Origin of the sequence: Agarivorans sp. TSD2052 (genome assembly GCF_023238625.1) — a bacterium.
Classification (GTDB): domain Bacteria; phylum Pseudomonadota; class Gammaproteobacteria; order Enterobacterales; family Celerinatantimonadaceae; genus Agarivorans.
In genome coordinates this window covers 1764934-1781970 of record NZ_CP096670.1, presented here as the reverse complement: position 1 = coordinate 1781970, position 17037 = coordinate 1764934, and the positions used below count along the sequence as shown (strand labels likewise).

The 17037-nt window shown below is 45.6% G+C and carries 16 protein-coding genes and 1 riboswitch; of the genes, 10 read left to right on the top strand and 6 right to left on the bottom strand.

From position 1 onward, the window contains the following. Positions 1-9: 9 nt before the first annotated feature. The 3 genes from M0C34_RS08090 to fadI all read right to left on the bottom strand — a co-directional run bounded on the left by M0C34_RS08090 (position 10) and on the right by fadI (position 3749). Entirely contained in the window at positions 10-207 is a 198-nt protein-coding gene (locus M0C34_RS08090; RefSeq protein ID WP_248715126.1) for a hypothetical protein, read from the bottom strand. 111 nt (positions 208-318) lie between these two features. Beyond that, positions 319-2442 (bottom strand): fatty acid oxidation complex subunit alpha FadJ, encoded by a 2124-nt coding sequence (fadJ, locus tag M0C34_RS08085; protein ID WP_248715125.1) that lies wholly within the window; start codon positions 2440-2442, stop codon positions 319-321. Beyond that, entirely contained in the window at positions 2442-3749 is a 1308-nt protein-coding gene (gene fadI, locus M0C34_RS08080; protein WP_248715124.1) for an acetyl-CoA C-acyltransferase FadI, read from the bottom strand. The genes fadJ and fadI overlap by 1 nt, the downstream gene beginning before the upstream one ends. 178 nt (positions 3750-3927) lie before the next feature. On the opposite strand from fadI, the gene M0C34_RS08075 reads away from it, so the two are divergent. From M0C34_RS08075 to M0C34_RS08050, 6 genes are all read left to right on the top strand, one after another. Next, on the top strand, positions 3928-4884 hold the full coding sequence (locus M0C34_RS08075) for an AAA family ATPase (RefSeq protein WP_248715123.1): 957 nt from the start codon (positions 3928-3930) through the stop codon (positions 4882-4884). After that, positions 4884-5798, top strand: coding sequence for a DUF58 domain-containing protein (locus M0C34_RS08070; protein WP_248715122.1), 915 nt, complete (start codon positions 4884-4886; stop codon positions 5796-5798). The genes M0C34_RS08075 and M0C34_RS08070 overlap by 1 nt, the downstream gene beginning before the upstream one ends. Next, positions 5791-6321 carry a DUF4381 domain-containing protein gene (locus M0C34_RS08065; RefSeq protein ID WP_248715121.1) on the top strand — a complete coding sequence of 177 codons (531 nt, stop codon included), beginning with the start codon at positions 5791-5793 and terminating at the stop codon, positions 6319-6321. The genes M0C34_RS08070 and M0C34_RS08065 overlap by 8 nt, the downstream gene beginning before the upstream one ends. After that, the gene (locus M0C34_RS08060) at positions 6314-7315 is read left to right on the top strand and encodes a VWA domain-containing protein (RefSeq protein WP_248715120.1); all 1002 of its coding nucleotides are present in this window, start codon (positions 6314-6316) and stop codon (positions 7313-7315) included. The genes M0C34_RS08065 and M0C34_RS08060 overlap by 8 nt, the downstream gene beginning before the upstream one ends. A gap of 103 nt (positions 7316-7418) precedes the next feature. Further along, positions 7419-9152 carry a vWA domain-containing protein gene (locus M0C34_RS08055; RefSeq protein WP_248715119.1) on the top strand — a complete coding sequence of 578 codons (1734 nt, stop codon included), beginning with the start codon at positions 7419-7421 and terminating at the stop codon, positions 9150-9152. Beyond that, positions 9153-10748 (top strand): BatD family protein, encoded by a 1596-nt coding sequence (locus M0C34_RS08050; protein ID WP_248715118.1) that lies wholly within the window; start codon positions 9153-9155, stop codon positions 10746-10748. Positions 10749-10752: 4 nt separating this feature from the next. Here the strand turns inward: M0C34_RS08050 and M0C34_RS08045 are convergent, their stop codons facing one another. Next, positions 10753-11037: a YfcZ/YiiS family protein gene (locus M0C34_RS08045; RefSeq protein ID WP_248715117.1), complete on the bottom strand. Its 285-nt coding sequence runs from the start codon at positions 11035-11037 to the stop codon at positions 10753-10755. Positions 11038-11188: 151 nt separating this feature from the next. Between M0C34_RS08045 and M0C34_RS08040 the strand changes: the two genes are divergently transcribed. From M0C34_RS08040 to M0C34_RS08025, 4 genes are all read left to right on the top strand, one after another. Continuing rightward, a complete protein-coding gene (locus M0C34_RS08040) occupies positions 11189-11755 on the top strand; it encodes a sigma-70 family RNA polymerase sigma factor (RefSeq protein ID WP_248715116.1) in 567 nt (188 codons plus the stop codon). Next, positions 11724-12467, top strand: a complete 744-nt coding sequence (locus tag M0C34_RS08035) for a DUF3379 family protein (protein ID WP_248715115.1) — start codon at positions 11724-11726, stop codon at positions 12465-12467. Before M0C34_RS08040 ends, M0C34_RS08035 begins: the two co-directional genes overlap by 32 nt. A gap of 286 nt (positions 12468-12753) precedes the next feature. After that, positions 12754-14007: an outer membrane protein transport protein gene (locus tag M0C34_RS08030; RefSeq protein ID WP_248715114.1), complete on the top strand. Its 1254-nt coding sequence runs from the start codon at positions 12754-12756 to the stop codon at positions 14005-14007. Positions 14008-14107: 100 nt separating this feature from the next. Then, on the top strand, positions 14108-14509 hold the full coding sequence (locus M0C34_RS08025) for a MerR family transcriptional regulator (protein WP_248715113.1): 402 nt from the start codon (positions 14108-14110) through the stop codon (positions 14507-14509). Here the strand turns inward: M0C34_RS08025 and M0C34_RS08020 are convergent. Further along, the gene (locus M0C34_RS08020) at positions 14506-15090 is read right to left on the bottom strand and encodes a thymidine kinase (RefSeq protein WP_248715112.1); all 585 of its coding nucleotides are present in this window, start codon (positions 15088-15090) and stop codon (positions 14506-14508) included. The genes M0C34_RS08025 and M0C34_RS08020 overlap by 4 nt on opposite strands. Positions 15091-15114: 24 nt before the next feature. Then, a complete protein-coding gene (locus M0C34_RS08015; protein WP_248715111.1) occupies positions 15115-16689 on the bottom strand; it encodes a Na+/H+ antiporter NhaC family protein in 1575 nt (524 codons plus the stop codon). A 58-nt stretch (positions 16690-16747) separates the two neighbouring features. After that, positions 16748-16919, bottom strand: a riboswitch (Lysine riboswitch). Positions 16920-17037 lie beyond the last annotated feature (118 nt).

The following is a 17037-nucleotide window of genomic DNA, read 5'->3' as shown; positions in this document are numbered from 1 at the left end:
GCGCTGTCTTTACGCTTGCAAACAAGACTCATTAAATCCTTGGCTACGTTTTAAGTTAAGTTTCTGATGCGTCCACAACAGTGGTATACATATCGGTCCAAATAACAAGCCGGCAATGGCCCAACGCCAACCTGGCAATGAAAATTTGATGGCTTCAATATAGAAAAACAAGCCAAACAATAACGACACCAACAAAAGCCAAAACATACTACTAGCCCTACTACAAATTGGCCGAGAATAATAACAGAGATAGTGGCAATTCACTAAACCCAAAACAAACCATTTGCTTTGGGCTCACTGATTCACTTTCCAGCTATGTTAGGCGTAATAAACCTGCCCTTGTTCAGCCATACTCACCAAAGCCTCACAGGGTTTGAATCGTTCACCGTAGTTAGCTTCCATGGCGTGTAACTCGGTCACTAATTTATCAATGCCAATAGCGTCCATCGCGCGGAACGGTCCACCCAAGAATGGCGGGAAGCCAATACCAAAAATAGCACCTAAATCACCATCACGAGCACTGCGAATAACCCCTTCATCTAAGCAGCGAGCGGCTTCATTCAGCATCATATATACGCAGCGCTTAGCCAGTGTTTGAGCATCCATATCGCCCTTAGGTTTAACCCCTAACACTGCGTAGACTTTTTCATCCACTTGCTTGGCTTTGGATTTTTTACCTTTACCGTATAAGTAGAAGCCACGGCCGTTTTTCTTACCTAAACGCTGGTCATCAATTAGTTTGGCAAACGCATCTGGGGCTTTAAATCGCTCACCCAATTCTGCTTCCAAGATCGGGGCGATTTTAGACCCTACATCAATGCCCACCTCATCTAACAACGTCATAGGCCCAACCGGAAAGCCATAATCAAGCAAGGTGTTATCTAAATGCTCAATACTTTGACCTTCAAGTAGCAACAGTGCCGCCTCATTCATGTAAGGCGCCAAAATACGGTTTACATAAAAGCCGGCACCGTCTTTAACCACAATCGCCGTTTTCCCCTGCTTACGGGCAAATTCTAGGGTATCAGCAATAGTTTGCTCGCTAGTTCCGCTATGCGGGATAATCTCAGCCAGAGGCATTTTTTCAACTGGACTAAAATAATGTAAGCCAATAACCTGTTCTGGGCGCTTGGCGGTGGCGGCAATTTGAGTAATCGGTAATGAAGAGGTATTACTGGCAAAAATGGTATGTTGATTACAATTGGTTTCAATGTCTGCCACCATTTGTTGTTTAAGCGCTAAATCTTCAAATACCGCCTCTACCGCAATTTGAGTATTCTGCATCCCAACGAAGTTGGTACCACCAGTAATAGCATTCATTTGTTGTTGTAGCTGAGCGTGACTGATAAAACGGCGTTTTCGCTTTTTATCAAGTAGCTTATAAGCATAATTAAGCCCACCTAATACGCCCTGCTCACTAATATCTTTAATGCGAACTTGCGCCTTGGCTTTAGTGGCAGACACAAAAGCAATACCGGCGCCCATCAAACCGCCACCTAATACGGCAACTTGGTTTATTTTTTGCGGCTTAACCCCGTCAAACAGGCTTTCTTTTTTAAGCTCATTTGAGGCGAAAAATAAGCCACGTAAAGCCGCTGACTCAGAACTCTTCACTAAACCGGCAAAACGCTTAGCTTCATCTTGGTAAGCGGCATCAGTACTTTTATCGATTCCCGCTTTAACACAGGCAATAATTTCCATTGGCGCAGGGTAATTACCACGCGTTTTAGTTAAGGTTTGTTTGGTTACTTGTGAAAATAAAACGTTTCTACCCAGCGGGTTGCCTTCAAGCAACTGCGACACCATGCTTAGCTTAGCCTTTGGCCTGCGTTTGGCTTTGCCTGCATATTTTTTGGCTACCTCTAGCAATACGCTATTGGGGACCACTTCATCAACTAGACCACTTTTTAGGGCTTGTTTTGGGCGAAGCTGCTTACCCGTAAGCATCATTTCTAAGGATTTTTGAATACCCACTAGCTTAGGTAAGCGTTGGGTGCCACCGCCGCCCGGCAATAAACCCAATTGTACTTCTGGCAAGCCTAGACTGGTTTTATCATCTAGGCTACATACTCGATAATCACACGCTAACGCCACCTCTAAACCGCCACCTAAACAAGGTCCATGAATGGCGGCTATCACTGGCATCGGTAATTTAGCTAGACGAGCGAATACTTTGTGACCGTCTTGCGATAATTTTTGCGCGTCTTCGGCTGTGTCGCAGCTATCCAACATACCTATATCCGCACCCGCAATGAAAGAATCAGCTTTACCGCTATATACCACTAAACCACTAAGCTGCGATTGCGTCTCTAAGTCAGCCAAAATAGTATCTAACTGCGGGCCAAACTCTGCTTTTAAGGTGTTCATGGTTTCGCCATGTACATCAATTTTAAGTAGTGCGATATTGTCTTCAATGTTTAGTGTAAAAGTTTGCTGTTCCATTACTCAACCTCCAAAATCATAGCTGCACCCAAACCACCCGCGGCACAGGCAGTAGTCAAACCTAAGCCCCCACCCCGTCGACGCAGTTCGTTAAGCATTTGAGTAATCATTCTTGCTCCGGTGGCCGCAAAGGGGTGACCATAAGCAATAGAACTGCCCATTACATTGAATTTTTCCATATCAATCTCACCCAAGGCCTGATCGCGACCAATTGATTTAGCGAATTCATCGCTGGCGAACATTTTTACGTTAGCCAGCGTTTGCGCGGCAAAGGCTTCATGCATCTCGATAAGGTCTAAGTCTTGTAGGGTGATACCAGCGCGATCTAAGGCTATTGGCGTTGCATAAGACGGCCCCATCAACATATCTTCCCAAACATCAATGCCAGCAAAAGCATAGCTTCTAATGTAACCCAATATTGGTAAGCCTAGGGCTTTGGCTTTATCTTCTCGCATTAACAATACCGCGGCTGCGCCGTCGGTAAGCGGCGTGGCATTAGCGGCTGTCACAGAGCCGTGTTTACGGTCAAAAACGGGCTTTAATTTGGCTAATTTTTCTTCACTTGAGTCACCACGAACATTGTTGTCACGGCTAATTGCGGTTTTGTAAGGCTCTGGATAAGCGGTCATTACCTCATCATCAAGCTTGCCTTCTTCCCAGGCTTGATAGGCTAAATGATGCGACCGAGCAGCCAATTTATCTTGTTCTGCACGCGCTATACTGTGGGTTTTTGCCATTTGCTCAGCAGTTTGTCCCATTGAGATACCCGTTGAATATTCCGCCACTGCAGGTGGCACCGGCACCAAATCTTTAATACGCAGCTTTTTAATAATGTTCCAACGTTGTCCGGCTGTACGCGCCTTTGATAAACCCAGTAAACTGCGAGCCAGCTTTTTGCTAACACCAATAGGTAATACTGATGACGAATCAGCCCCACCCGCAATGCCGCAATCAATAGTGCCTGCCATAATCGACTCTGCTACGTTAACGGCAGCTTGAAAACTGGTAGCACAAGCGCGCGAGACACTGTAGGCGTCGGTAGAGACATCAAGCGGCGTGCCTAATACGATTTCTCGAGCGATATTCGGCGCGGCGGGCATCTGCACCACTTGGCCAAACACCAGTTGTTGAATTTCTTTAACATCGAGGTCTACGCGTTTAATTAATTCGTTAACCACCATTTTGCCAAGATCTACGGCGGGTACATCCTGATAAGCGGTAGACTGTCGGGCGAACGGCGTACGCAAACCGGCTACCACTGCGATTCGAGCCCCACTGGCGGTCTTTAAAGATTGTTGTTGGTGCATTCAATATATCCTTAACAAGTTAAGAGGTCCGACCTCATGGGTTTATATTAACTAATTATTCACATAATTCAAACAAGTGATTAAAACTTGTGTTAAGCCGTCAAATTTTAAGGAAAAATTTTGCGCCTAGCGCAGAGTGCTTTATCATCCGCAAGCGAGAGACAATTCAGAGGATAGAATGAGCAATAACAATTTATCGGCCATAAGAGATTATCTTAATCAAAGCATTGTTGGCCAATCAGAATTTATTGAACAATTACTTGTCGCCTTACTCTCCGATGGGCATATTTTAGTTGAAGGTCCGCCGGGGCTGGCAAAAACACGCGCAGTAAAAGCCTTATCAGAGTGTATTGAGGGTGACTTTCATCGAGTTCAGTTTACACCAGACTTATTGCCGGCTGATCTCACGGGTACCGATATTTTTCACCCCGAAACTGCCAGTTTTAGTTTCCAAAAAGGGCCCATTTTTCACAACCTGGTATTGGCCGACGAAATTAACCGCGCCCCCGCTAAAGTACAATCAGCCTTACTAGAAGCGATGGCGGAGCAACAAATTACCGTGGGTAGCACTAGCTACGCCTTACCAAAACTGTTTATGGTAATGGCAACTCAAAACCCAATTGAACAAGAAGGCACCTATCCGCTGCCTGAAGCCCAGCTAGATCGCTTCATGTTCAAATTGTGTTTAGACTACCCCGATGCAGAAAACGAACTAAAAATTCTGCAACTCACCGAGCGAGAAGCCAAGCAAGTTCACTTACGTAAACCAGAACCTCTCACTCAGCAGAAACTTTTTGCCTTGCGTCGTGCAATTTTAGAAGTACACATTGCCCCACAGCTTAACCAGTATATTGTTGACTTGGTTGTGGCTACTCGCCAACCCGAGCGTTATACCGATGAGTTTAGCCAATGGTTAGAGTTTGGTGCCAGCCCTAGAGCCAGTATTTCGTTGGCCAGAGCAGCTAGAGCCAAAGCATGGCTAGATGGGCGTGATTTTGTGAGCCCAGGCGATATCCAACAATTGGCCTATCCAGTATTACGTCATCGCTTGTTATTAAGTTACCAAGCCCAAGCGAAAGGGATACAAGCCGATGCTGTCATACAGCGTCTTATTGAATTGGTAGCCTTTGCCTAATGAACACCATCACCCGTCAATCTCCAGTTAGTCTCGACATCGAACAACTGATAGAAGCCAGAGCGATTCATCTCAATATGCCCCCTTGGCGTCAAGTATCGAGTAATCGAAGCGGTAATCGCTTGAGTAAAGTACGTGGTCGAGGCATGGAGTTTGATGAAGTGCGGCATTATCAGGCTGGTGATGACATACGTTGTATTGATTGGCGCGTGACCGCTCGCACCGGTAAAACGCATACCAAGCTATTTCGCGAAGATCGCGAACATCCCGTGTTCATTTTCTTGGATTTATCACACTCAATGTATTTTGGCAGTGGCGATAAACTCAAGTCGGTATTTGCTAGCGAGTTGGCCGCTTGCTTAGGTTGGAATGCCCAACAACTCGGTGAGCGAGTAGCGTTAATGCTGCACCTTGGCGAACACAGTCATAATGAAAAACCGGCCGCCAGTAAAACCCATTGGTTAGCCCAACTAAATAGCATTGCAGAGCAACATAATCGGCAGTTTGCGGCACTCAGTAGCCAGCGAATAGGCAATATGTCACCTAATCAAAACTTAGAAACGCTCTGCCAACTGGTTAAAACCGGTTATCAAGTGCATCTAATTAGTGATTTTTACCATTTTGACCAAGCTGCAGCATTGCACTTGCAACGTTTGTCTAATCACAACCAAGTATTTGCTTGGCAAATTAGCGATCCTTTAGAGCAACAGCTGCCAAAATCTTCAAGTAGCCAGCAATTACAGGTAAGTAATGGCCACTCTGAAGGCTATTTACAGCCAGATAATAAATCGTTTCGCCAACAGTTTAAACGTTTAGCGAACCAGCGCCAGCAAATCATTGATGGCATGCTGCAGCAAGCGCGAATTCCTCATCAGCATTTTTCAACAGCGTTAGAGTGGCAGGACTATGCCTGAGCAAAGTGACCTACTAGCAAATTTAGAAGATATTATTCTACCCACCCATTATGAAACGGCCCTCCCAGCGATGGGTTGGTGGCTATTAGCCATGGTGATTATTGCGGTATTGGTTGGCTTGTTGTTTTCCAGTTGGCGTTATTGGCAATTGTGTAAACCTCGCCGTGAAGCCTTACAGCTACTAAATCAAGCAGAACTGACCTTGAGTGAAACCAACCAATTAATGAAACGTTTGGCCTTAAGTTATTACCCAAGGCAACAAGTGGCGTCACTCAGTGGTGAGGCTTGGCTGAGCTTTCTCGATAGCACGCTTAAGGGCAATAGCAGCGCATTTATATCGATTAAGCAACAGTGGCAACAACAATTGTACGCGCCTTCGCCTAGTACACTAGATGCTGATACTGCAGCCCTATGTAAGCGTTGGGTAAGAAATCTACGCCCACCGGTTAATTTACGTTCTTTTTTATCCTTAGCTGCCGCCAGCAACCAACAATCGGGAATAACAAGGGGCCAAGATGTTTGAATTTGTATGGCCTTATGCTTTTTTTGCTATCCCTTTATTGTGGCTAGTGGAACGCTTTAGCCAATCTCAGCAAAGCCAACAAGCAGAACAATTGCTCAATACCAGCCTGCCTTACACACAGCAGCAAGCTGAATTAGATAAACCAAACAGCCCACTAAAACAAAGTTTGCGTTGGGCAATTTGGCTACTGTGTCTGACGGCTTTAGCTAGACCAGTGTGGTTAGACGATCAAGTTCAGGGGATTAATGAACAGGGCCGAGATTTACTGTTGTCGGTTGATATGTCGAGCAGCATGCAAATCAAAGATATGCAACTCGACGGCGAGGCGGTAGATAGGCTAACGGCCCTTAAATATTTATTGAAAGAATTTATTGAACAACGTCGAGGTGACCGCCTTGGTATGATTTTATTTGCCGACCACGCCTACTTATCTTCTCCCTTGAGTTTTGATGTCGATTCTTTGCTGGTTCAGGTGGATGAACTTGTTCATGGTTTAGTCGGTGATAGAACTGCCATCGGCGAAGGCATAGGGCTTGGCATTAAACAGCTAATGAACCACCCTGCCGAGCAACGGATACTTATTTTACTCACCGATGGGCAAAACACCTCCGGAGCAGTTGAGCCGATACAAGCCGCTGAGATGGCTGCCAAAAGCCAAGTAGTTATTTATACCATAGGGGTTGGCGCAGATGAGTTTTACCAACAAACACTATTTGGAACGCGCAAAGTTAACCCTTCTCAAGACTTAGATGAACAGCTATTGCAAGAAATTGCAGGCATGACCGGCGGGAAGTACTACCGTGCTCGAAGCACTGACGAGCTAGCACAAATATATCAAGAAATTGGCGCTTTAAACCCGATGTCTGAAGCCCAGCAATACTATCGCCCACAATACGAATTGTATTACTGGCCGCTTTCTTTGCTCACCCTGCTGCTGCTAGCTGCCTTAATTGGCCCTTTGCTTAGCCAGCGCTTTAGTAGAGAGGCCCAATAATGGTTACGACCAATTTAGTGCGCCCCCAAAGGCAGCGACTAGCAAGCTTAATCCGTCCTTTCTGCCCTTTGGTTGCTCAAAGCTTTATTAAGGAGGCACGGTAATGTTAGATATCAGTTTATTGCGCCCCGAATGGCTGTTATTAAGCCCCTTGTTATTACTACTATTGCTTAAAAAACAGCAACGAGAGCAATCTGCATGGAGCCAACTACTCAGCCCTGGCATTGCTAAATACCTCATCACCTCGCCCCAGCAAGCTAAACGCTCACAATGGTCACTAGCAGGCTTATTTAGTTTAATCATACTGGCACTCAGCGGCCCCAGCATCGTCAGCGATGATGTTCCACTCTACCGAGAAGGCAGTGCGCGGGTATTAATCATGGATATGTCCTACTCCATGCGCGCTCGTGACGTAAAACCCGACCGAGTTGAGCTGGCAAAATACAAAGCCTTAGATTTATTATACCAATGGCAAGACGGCGAAACGGCACTAATTGCATACGCCGGTGATGCTTTTGTATTAAGTCCCTTAAGCAGCGACACCAATACGCTGGCTAACTTGGTTCCCCACCTAAAACCAGAGTTAATGCCCAGTCATGGCTCAGCCCTTAATTTGGCGATTGAACAAGCCGCCGAGTTGATTAAACAAGCCGGCTATGCCACAGGCGATGTGGTATTAATTGGGGACGGTATTAGTGAGCAACAAATGACCAAGAGTTTAGCTAGCCTGCAACGGCACAACTTGCGTTTCTCTATGTTGGCACTAGGTACCGAAGAAGGCGCGCCAATTCCATTGGAAAATGGCAGCATGCTTAAAGATCAATATGGCAGCATTGTTATCCCTAAGTTACAAGCCGAGTATTTTTTGCCCTTGTGTCAACAAACCGCAGGGATTTGCCAACTGATAAGTGCCGATAACAGTGATATTGAAAAACTCGGCTCATTACGAAGCCGCAATAGCGAGCAAAACCAAGTTAGCGCGCAGCAAGGGCAAATAAGACAAGATGTGGGTTACTACCTACTACCGTTTATTCTATTGCTATTACTCAACAGCGTTCGCCGTGCCGAGCTATTAATGCTTAGTATAACGATAGGCGTGTTTACGCTACCTAAACCTGCTACAGCCGCTGATATCTGGCAGAATGACGCCCAACAAGCACACCAAGCCTTTGAGGCAGAGCAATATCAACAAGCCGCAGAACTGTTTAACGATTCTAGCTGGAAAGCCTCGGCGCTATATCGAGCCGGTGAATATCAGCAAGCTCAGCAACTGTTCTCTCAAGATGACAGCGCTGAAGGTTGGTTCAACCAAGGTAATTCCCTCACTCAGCTTGGTCACTACCCTGAAGCAATATCTGCCTATGAGCAGGCTTTGCAACGCCAGCCTGATTTAGAAGCCGCTAGCCATAACAAAGGGCTGGTTGAAAAACTGCTTGAACAACAGCAAAACCAGCAGCAACAATCAGAGCAATCGAAGGATGATTCAGAGCAATCTCAAGAAAACAATGAGCAACAGCAATCGGCCGATTCTCAATCGTCACAGCAAAACGACGACTCAGACACTGCGCAAGAACAACAAGCCGCAGAGGAAGACCCCGACCAACAGCAACCAAATGAACAACAGCAAGCCGAACAAGCCGAAGCGACTGAGCCAGCAGAAGACGATGAACAGCAAAGCGCGCAAGCGGGTTCACCAAGCGGTGAGCCATTGGATAAAGATCAGCTAGAACAATGGTTGGATGAACTGCCTAACGACCCTAGCTTATTGCTACGCAACAAAATGTACCTTGAATACCAAAAACGCCGTCGTCAACCCAGCAATCAGGAGAATTGGTAAGTGAAAGCGCTCAGCCTTTGTATTATTCTTTTACTTAGCTTAAACAGTTATGCCACTACTGAAGTAACCGCTACCGTCAGTCAAAATCCGGTCGCTGTTGGGCAAGCCTTCACCCTAGAAATCATCGCTGATGACACCCTGCCAGCCAGCGAATTTGATTCATCGGTATTGCTACGCCAAAACTTTGTGGTTGGCAGCACTTCTACGGGTAGGCAGCACACGAGTATCAATGGGGTGTCATCCACCCAAACCCGTTGGACAACCACCTTGTTAGTGCGAGAAGAAGGCAGCTACCTGATCCCCTCTTTCAGTATTGGCGGCCAGCAAACCATCCCTATTCAACTAAAAGCTAAAACCATTGCAGCCATAGAGCCAAGCAAAGACCAAGTGCGCATGGAAGTGAGCCTCGACAATGCGCAAGTATATATCGGCCAGCCGGTGCGTTTTACTGCAAAAATATGGGTGGCCAATAGTTTAGATCAAGCCAATATTATTGCCCCAAGTATGTTAGGCGCAAAAATTGAGAAGCTAGGTGATGACAAACAAGATTTAGAGATTGTAGACGGTAAGCGTTATCGCACACTATTACGCCACTGGCTGATCACCCCAGAAAAAGCCGGTCAATTTGAGGTAAAAGGTCCACGTTTAAGTGGGCTTGCCAATGATATTAACCGCCGAGCTCGCCCGGTAGATATCGCCGCTCAAACCTTATCTTTAGAAGTAAAAGCACCGCCTGCTGATTTCCCAGGCACCTGGCTCCCCTCTACCGACGTGCTGCTCTATGAAGAAATCCAACCTTTGCAAAGTGATTATCAACAAGGCCAAGCCTTTACTCGCATTATCAATTTAACCATTGCAGGTATTACTGAAGCGCAGTTACCCGAGATAAGCATCGACTACGGTGATAATTTTCGGGTTTACCCTGAAGACTATCAAGACCGAACCATCGTCAAAGACGGCATTGTATTCGCGCAGCGCAGCTTAAATGTTGCACTCATCCCGGTAAACACTGGCGAGCTGAGTCTGCCGGGCTGGTCGGTCCCTTGGTGGGATTTAGGCAGCGACCAATTGGCCACGGCAAAAATAGCCGAGCGAACAATGACTGTCGTAGCCGCACCAATTAATCAACAATTGGCAAACTTGCAGCCAAGCGCCACAGACACCCCACAAGCACCTAGCCAAGCGACCACTTCAATTTGGACATGGCTATTTGCGATAGCTTGGCTAGTGACTTTAGGACTATTAGTATGGAGTGTGAAACGTCGCCGCGGCGCCCCCCTTCAGCAGTCTGAACAACCACCAAGCCCTGAACAAGCTGATGGCTTAAACAATCAACCTTGGCAACGATTTGCTAATGCTTGCCAGCAGCAACAGAGCCAAGTAGCAGAACACGCCTTGCGTCAATGGCTAAACCAACAGCCAACGTCGCGTGAATTAGAGATGCAACTACAGCAACTATCTCGGGAAAACTGGGGGAATAATGCGCAAGCAGCGCTAGATTTGAAGCAGTTTTATCAGCAGTGCGCCAGTATTAAGAAAAAGTTAAAGGCTAAAAAAGAGCAAGGCCAGTCGGCACTGTCCTCGCTCAACCCTTAAGCGGTTAGCGGTTAAGGCTTAATTGAAAGATTAAGCTTTCTGCTTGGCAGGCAAAAGTGAAAGACGCGTTTAATTTAACCCCGCCTTCTACGGAGCTGATGTCGCTAGTGATCTCGCAAGGATCTGATTCGGCCTTGCGTGCTTTTTCAATTAAATTAGCTAATCTTGCTTCCGCTAGCGCTTGTTCTGCAAACCCTTCTTCAACAACAGCGGTAAGCTCTTCACCGTCGATTACCGCACCTACATCTACACAACAGCAAGTTTGTGATTCTTCTAATTTAGTTTTCATCAATTTTCCTTTATTTTTGCGACCGACCTTACTATTCACACAACTTAAACTAAGGCGCGATCAGGTGTACAATGTGTACCACATAGGCAGTTAACTCTCTTTGATACGTATCATAACAGATTAGTCTTAGGCGTTTTATCTAGGAATTTACATGGTTGTTGATTTTTTTCGAAAGAAAAAGCAAACCGACTCGGTCATGTCGGGTATGGAAGCAAAACAAAAACGTTATGAAGCCCTCGTGCAGGCTTATAATCGAGATATTTATCGTTACGCCTATTGGCTGGTACACGATAAACACATTGCCGAAGACATTGTTCAGGAAACTTTTCTGCGAGCATGGCGATCGCTCGATAGCCTAAAAGACGAAAAAGCGGCTAAGTCGTGGTTAATCACCATATTACGACGCGAGAATGCGCGACGGTTTGAGCGCAAACAGTTTAATTTGGTGGATATCGAAGACCACTCGGTGGCCGATGTTCATTCAACATCCACCGAACAGCAAATTGAAAATGTATGGCTAAGGCGGCAGATTGACAAGCTTGCTCCCGAATACAAAGAACCGCTGTTGCTGCAAGTGATTGGTGGTTTTAGTGGGGACGAAATTGCTGAGATGTTAGAACTGAACAAAAACACCGTGATGACACGTTTGTTTCGCGCCCGCAATCAACTAAAAGAAGCCTTAGAAGATGGCCAAAATCGAGGACACAGTAATGGATGAGCTAGAGTTTCGCCGCCAGTTGTATACCAATCCTCGTGAACGCAACGACGCGCTCATCGAGGAAGCGACCAGAACCAGCAAAAACAAGCAACTATTTGATGATATGCAACAGTTCGAAAGTAAATTAGAACAAGCACTAAATGTAGATGTGCCAGATGCATTGGCTGAACGTTTAATTTTGAGCCAAAGCTTTGATGACTCGCAGTTGCGTTACAAACGCAAAACCCGTTTTCACCTTGCGGTGGCTGCGTCTGTCGCCTTTGCGGTGGGTATCAGCATCAATTTTAACCCGTGGCAAACTAGCGAAAGTCACGACATGGGGCAAATAGCACTCCATCATGTTTACGATGAAATGCCCTACATTAGTGGTGTGGATGAACAACCTAACTTACAAACAATTAATGCTAAGCTGGTGCGTTATGGTGCTAGCTTTGACCAAATCCCTGGCGATGTCGTGTACGTAAACCATTGTGCTTATGCTGGTAGTCCCGCTTTTCACATGGTAATGAAAGGAAAAATGGGCTCTAACATCAATGTGTTTGTGGTGCCTAAATCAACCGAACTACAGGCGGTTGAAAGCTTTGCTGATAAGAAGATGCACGGTATGGTTACCGCCTTAAACAATGCCAGTTTAGTGGTCGTAGGCGAGCGAAATGAACCCATAGAAAAAACCGTGGAAGCCCTCACTCACGATCTAAATCAGTCAATATAATGTGCTTTACCCGCCAACATTAACGATTAACAGCGTTAATGTTGGCAAAGCCATATTAGCTTTTGTTATTCTCACACCAATATCTGCAAATCACCCATTCTGCTTTTATTTTCAAGCTAACTCACAAGTTAAACGCCTGTTTAACTTTTGTGCGGCAGCTCGAAGTTTTGACAAAAATAATTAACACTTGCTTAACATTTTATTAAATTACCCCTAATCTGGTCAGAGGTCAGTGGTCTGACTTGGTGTAATTATAATAACTTAACCCCGTTATAAAGAGGGAACGATGAAAATAAGGAAATTACCACTCGCACTTATTGCTGCGTCTGCAACACTTACTGCCACTGAGCTTAGCGCCGCTGGCTTTCAATTGGTTGAGCATTCGGCGACAGGCTTAGGCCGCTCTTTTGCCGGTGAAGCGGCGATTGCCGACAATGCAGCGGTTATGGCGCGTAACCCCGCTGCCATGGCGATGTTTGATAGCATCGCTGTCTCTGGTGCCTTAAGCTACATCGCTCCTGACGTTTACGTTAAAGGAAATACAGGCGTAGACAGTATCGATAATGCCTTAACTAATAATGATGTTGTTCCTGGTGCGGCGGTACCGGCTGGCTATTTCATCCAACCCTTGAACGACCAGTGGGCCTGGGGGGTAGGCATGTTCTCTAACTTTGGTTTGTCCACTGACTACCCTGCAGATTACGCTGCTGGTTCTCTAGCCGGTCAAACTGAGCTAATTACTTTGAACCTAAACCCAAATGTTTCTTACCGCATCAATCAACAATTTAGTATTGGTGCAGGGGTGAACGCAGTTTATGGCACCGCTAAGCTAGTGCGTAACTTTGGCACTGGTGGTCCCTTCCCTGCCGATGGTACAGCGGCTTCTTTAGAAGGTGACGGCTGGGGCTTTGGTTGGAATGTTGGCGCCTTATGGGAAGTTAATTCAAACCACCGTTTTGGTATTAGCTACCGCTCTAAGGTCGATTTAGGTTTTGAAGGTGATTTCCATTCAGATATTCCAGAAGGACTAAGTGATAATCCCTACGGAACGGGCGGTGAAACTATTCCCGGTGAGCTCACCCTTAACCTTCCCGATATTTTCGAGTTTTCAGGTTATAACCGTTTAAATGATGCCTTTGCGGTTCACTACAGCTATGTATGGACCGGCTGGAGTACTTTCCAAGAAATTAACGCCACCTCTGAGGGCATTGGCAGTGTGTTAAACAAACAAGAGAAGTTTAGCAACTCTTACCGCGTTGCCTTTGGCGGTACGTGGTACTTAAATCCTGCTTGGGAATTGCGCGCCGGTATGGCTTTTGACCAAAGCCCATCACGTACCCATAAAACCATTAGTATTCCGGATAACGACCGTTACAACTATGGCTTAGGTTTCACTTACCACCTCAGTGAAAAAGGCAGCTTAGATGCTGGCTTTACCTACATTCAAGGTAAAGAAGGTAGCTTTAATGAAGAAGGTGTAGAGTTTGTATCTAAGGGCGATGCCTATATTGCCGCCATTCAATACAACCATAGCTTCTAATTATTAAGCCGCCAGTGACTCGCTGGCGGCTGTTGTTCATTTGACCAATCACCGCTTAGCAACCACGCTTTAGTCACTTCCACTTTATTTTGAGGTAACAATGGCCACAACGCCAACGCCTTTTACGATTAGTGATTTAGCCAAAGAATTTGCCATTAGCACCCGCAGTATTCGTTTCTACGAAGACCAAGGACTATTGCAACCATTACGCGTAGCCAGTAAAAGACTCTACAGTAAACATGATAAGTTACGGCTTAAGCTAATTTTGCGGGGCAAACGTTTAGGCTTTTCCTTAAATGAAATTAAAGAACTATTTGACCTCTATGACGCCAAGTTAAACAGCAGTCATGAAGTCGTTAATCTACTGGATAATATTAAGCTTAGAAAAAGAAGTTTATTACAGCAGCTTGAAGACATTCAGGTTGTATTAATGGAGTTGAAATCAGCAGAGCGTCGCTGTAGCAACGCCCTCACTGATCTTAATCAATCTAATAAAGCTTAATGCTCGCCCGCGTTACCTTGAATAAAGTGCTTACGGCACAACGATACGTAACGTTCATTACCGCCAATTTCTATTTGTAAGCCCTCACTCACCACTTGACCATTTTGATCAATGCGCGCGTTAAAGTGCCCCTTATTGCCACACCAACAAATGGTTTTTAGTTCTTCCAGTTTGTCCGCCAAACATAGTAAATGATAAGCACCTTCAAACAACTCACCCATAAAGTCAGTTTTTAACCCGTATACCATAACCGGTATATTCAGCTCATCCACGACTTTGGCTAACTGGTAGACTTGGTCGCGGCTTAAAAACTGCCCTTCATCGACAATCACTACATCTTGTTTACTGGATTGATGTTTGTTAATTACCAAGTCAAACAAGTCTTGTTGTTTATTAAAGGTTTCAGCCTCAAGTGACAAACCGACTCTTGCTTTAATTACCCCGACACCATCGCGAGTATCCAACGCTGGAATTAAAGCCAACGGGCACAAACCTCGCTCTAGATAATTAAAGTGAGCTTGAATCAACTGCGTTGATTTGCCTGAATTCATTGCTGCATATTTAAAATGTAGTGAAGCCATTTACAACTCTGTTCCTAAATAATTTTACGCACACGCTTTCGCGGACGATTGCTGTAATTGATACAAACCCGCAGTGAGCAGACCAAATAACACCAAACCAACCGATAAGGCCGTCATAACACTGCCGCTGAAGCCCATCACTAAGTAGCTAACAATGCTAATAGCAGCGACCAATAGCGCATAAGGTAGCTGAGTGGCTACATGGTCTATATGGTGACAAGCTGCGCCCGTCGAAGACAAAATAGTGGTATCAGATATCGGTGAACAATGATCACCAAATACTGCACCCGCTAATACCGCTGACAGCATAGGCAGAATTAACGCCACATCACTGGCCACCGCCATGTCAGCCGCAATCGGTAACATGATGCCGAATGTTCCCCAGCTAGTGCCCGTTGAAAACGCCATAATACCAGCCAGAACAAAAATAAGAACCGGTAACATTGCCGGATTAATCGCGCCATGTAGTTTTGATGCTAGGTACTTACCGGTTTCCATATCACCAATAACGCCGCTGATTGACCAAGCAAATAACAAGATCAGGATAGCCGGGCTCATGGCTTTAAGCCCTAGCCATATGGCATTAACTAATTGAGAGGCGGTTAATGACTGTTTGACAGCAAAAGCGATACTCACCGCTAAGCCTACTAGGCCACCATACACTAGGGATAAGGTGACATCGGTATTTTCTAGAGCGGCCAATAAACTAAAGCTTTGCTCTTGGTCAAGAGCTTGCGCCCCTGTCACGACGAAGCTAATAAAAGTGACGGCGGTTAGTAATAAAATTGGTAACACCAAACCCAATGGTGACCCATTACTGGCCTCAAACTGATGATTAACACTACCGGCAGGCTCTCCTTTGCTGCTATCAAACAACTCGCCTTGCTGAGCGGCAGTTTCGTGCTTCTTCATTGGGCCAATATTGAGGTTGAAATAGGCGACAGTTAAAGCCATTAATAAGGCGAATATCGCATAAAAGTTCAGTGGGACCATCGTAGCAAACGCGGCCAGTGGAGTGATATCGGTAATACCATGGGTAACCAAAATACCACCCACTAAGGCGATAATGTATGCGCCCCAGCTAGATAATGGCATTAATACACACATCGGCGCAGCGGTTGAATCGAGTAGATATGCCAGCTTGGCGCGGGATACGCCGGCTTGATCGGTTAACGGACGAGCGACACTGCCAACCGCAAGGCTGTGAAAATAGTCATCAACAAACACGACAAAGCTTAATAGGGCGGTGGTTACCGTAGCATGGCGCTTAGTTTTGATTCGCGTTTTGGCCCATTCAGCAAAAGCATGGGTAGAGCCGGTGGCGGTCATTAAACTGGTCATGCCCCCTAACAGCAGCAGAAACACTATAATTTGCGAGTTCCACAAATTCATTGCGCCGTCTTCCCAAACTAAACCCACGGTTAGCTGCGCTAAGTATTCGCTGCTGCCAGTGAAAGAGTAACCACTCAGTAAAAAGGCGCCAGTAACAATGCCACAGCTTAAGGCGAGTATCACCCTACGAGTTGCAAGTGCAACCACAAGGGCAATAACAGGAGGTAAAATTGACAATAAGGAGTCGGTATATGGAATTGTTTGCATGAGTTCTCTATTTGTATTGTAGAGAGCAAACCGAGTTGGACTTCATCATTTGAAGGCAGGACTCTGTAGCTCTCCATAGTGTTAACTATGACAATGCTGTACTTATTAAATACAGCACCAGCAATATTCCCAGATAAGGTTTATTGCTTCGGCACCAGCCCCTTTCACGCAAAATCATTGGCATCACCCCATATTGCGCTACTTTTGACTGACGCTCCTCTACATATCAGTATTAGTGACTGAATTGTACCGTAAAAACCAGAATTAACAACCTAAAATTTGCGAAAAAGCCAAGCCAGTTAATAGTGACAAAATGGCTTATTTGTAAGTAGTTAATTGACAATGCAA

What these genes read in the sequence shown, in the direction of transcription:
- M0C34_RS08090 (WP_248715126.1), bottom strand. Translation starts at nt 207, where the DNA reads ATGTTTTGGCTTTTGTTGGTGTCGTTATTGTTTGGCTTGTTTTTCTAT.
- M0C34_RS08040 (WP_248715116.1), top strand. Translation starts at nt 11,189, where the DNA reads ATGGTTGTTGATTTTTTTCGAAAGAAAAAGCAAACCGACTCGGTCATG.
- M0C34_RS08045 (WP_248715117.1), bottom strand. Translation starts at nt 11,037, where the DNA reads ATGAAAACTAAATTAGAAGAATCACAAACTTGCTGTTGTGTAGATGTA.
- M0C34_RS08055 (WP_248715119.1), top strand. Translation starts at nt 7,419, where the DNA reads ATGTTAGATATCAGTTTATTGCGCCCCGAATGGCTGTTATTAAGCCCC.
- M0C34_RS08015 (WP_248715111.1), bottom strand. Translation starts at nt 16,689, where the DNA reads ATGCAAACAATTCCATATACCGACTCCTTATTGTCAATTTTACCTCCT.
- M0C34_RS08075 (WP_248715123.1), top strand. Translation starts at nt 3,928, where the DNA reads ATGAGCAATAACAATTTATCGGCCATAAGAGATTATCTTAATCAAAGC.
- M0C34_RS08060 (WP_248715120.1), top strand. Translation starts at nt 6,314, where the DNA reads ATGTTTGAATTTGTATGGCCTTATGCTTTTTTTGCTATCCCTTTATTG.
- fadI (WP_248715124.1), bottom strand. Translation starts at nt 3,749, where the DNA reads ATGCACCAACAACAATCTTTAAAGACCGCCAGTGGGGCTCGAATCGCA.
- M0C34_RS08020 (WP_248715112.1), bottom strand. Translation starts at nt 15,090, where the DNA reads ATGGCTTCACTACATTTTAAATATGCAGCAATGAATTCAGGCAAATCA.
- M0C34_RS08030 (WP_248715114.1), top strand. Translation starts at nt 12,754, where the DNA reads ATGAAAATAAGGAAATTACCACTCGCACTTATTGCTGCGTCTGCAACA.
- fadJ (WP_248715125.1), bottom strand. Translation starts at nt 2,442, where the DNA reads ATGGAACAGCAAACTTTTACACTAAACATTGAAGACAATATCGCACTA.
- M0C34_RS08025 (WP_248715113.1), top strand. Translation starts at nt 14,108, where the DNA reads ATGGCCACAACGCCAACGCCTTTTACGATTAGTGATTTAGCCAAAGAA.
- M0C34_RS08070 (WP_248715122.1), top strand. Translation starts at nt 4,884, where the DNA reads ATGAACACCATCACCCGTCAATCTCCAGTTAGTCTCGACATCGAACAA.
- M0C34_RS08035 (WP_248715115.1), top strand. Translation starts at nt 11,724, where the DNA reads ATGGCCAAAATCGAGGACACAGTAATGGATGAGCTAGAGTTTCGCCGC.
- M0C34_RS08065 (WP_248715121.1), top strand. Translation starts at nt 5,791, where the DNA reads ATGCCTGAGCAAAGTGACCTACTAGCAAATTTAGAAGATATTATTCTA.